2 protein-coding genes are annotated in these 884 nt (G+C 68.4%); both read left to right on the top strand.

Going from position 1 to position 884, the window contains the following annotated elements; translation table 11 throughout:
* On the top strand, positions 1-325 hold a 325-nt coding region (locus ACFYW5_RS37660), incomplete at its 5' end, for a DUF6192 family protein (protein ID WP_389421650.1).
* Between the two features lie 3 nt (positions 326-328).
* Positions 329-748, top strand: a complete 420-nt coding sequence (locus ACFYW5_RS37655) for a RacP protein (RefSeq protein WP_389421649.1) — start codon at positions 329-331, stop codon at positions 746-748.
* Positions 749-884 lie beyond the last annotated feature (136 nt).

The raw sequence follows: 884 nt of genomic DNA, 5'->3' as shown, positions 1-884 counted from the left end.
ACCGCCTCAAGGCCATCGAGCGGGAGAACGAAGTGGCCTGACAGCTGGGGACGTTCATCCGTACGCAACTGGGGAGAAAAGTCCGTACGCCGACAAGAGGAGTATTGAGTTCCTTGACCTGGTCACGGCCTGCCACGCGTTCGTCGCCGCGGCCGGCCGCACCGTCCCCGGCCTGCGGGACCGCACGCTCAACGAGGACGAGTCCGCGATCGTACACCAGAACATCGCGAAATGCCGGGCGACGCTCGACTGGATCGAGCAGGCCGTCGACACCGGCAAGGTCGACATGGATGACGCCCTGGCCGAGTTCCTCAAAGGCGAGTGAGTCATGGCCCGGGCCTCGCGGCGCCGGGGTGATGCGGCCAGACGCCACGCAGACACACTGCGGTTCATCCTGTTCGAGGCCCGGCCCGCGGGGCTGAGCTTCCAGCAGCTGGTCCGCGCTTCGGGCCTGACGCCCTGCCAGGTCCGATCCGGGCTCGCGATGTTCAAGGACATCATCGCCGAGAACGGCTGGCCGCCGCTGTCATGGACCCGCGCCGACGGCTATCAGCTCGGAGCCCTCAAGGACGTGCTCGAGAAGTACGAACGGTCTGTGATCTCCGAGAAGTTGACGGAGTTCCGCCGGTTCCTGACCGCCACGGTCCTCCCGCACGAGCAAGCCCACCCCGGCGACAAGTGGATCAAGTATCTCGTCGCCCAGGTCAACTCCATCGAATCGACCCTCGACCTCATGAAAACCGCCTGACATCCGTCCGCTTCGTGGGGGGGGGGGGGGGGGGGGGGGGGGGGGGGGCCCCCCCCCCCCGCGGGGGCCCCCCCCCCGGGGGGCGGCGGCCCCCCCCCCCCCAAACCCACCACCCCCCCCGCGAAGAAGAAAGAAA

The organism is Streptomyces sp. NPDC002779 (assembly GCF_042888685.1).
GTDB lineage: Bacteria > Actinomycetota > Actinomycetes > Streptomycetales > Streptomycetaceae > Streptomyces.
Note: the sequence above shows the minus strand (reverse complement) of the source record. Positions and strands in the feature narration are given on the sequence as shown.

Coding starts and splice junctions, on each gene's coding strand:
- ACFYW5_RS37655 (WP_389421649.1), top strand. CDS start 329: ATGGCCCGGGCCTCGCGGCGCCGGGGTGATGCGGCCAGACGCCACGCA.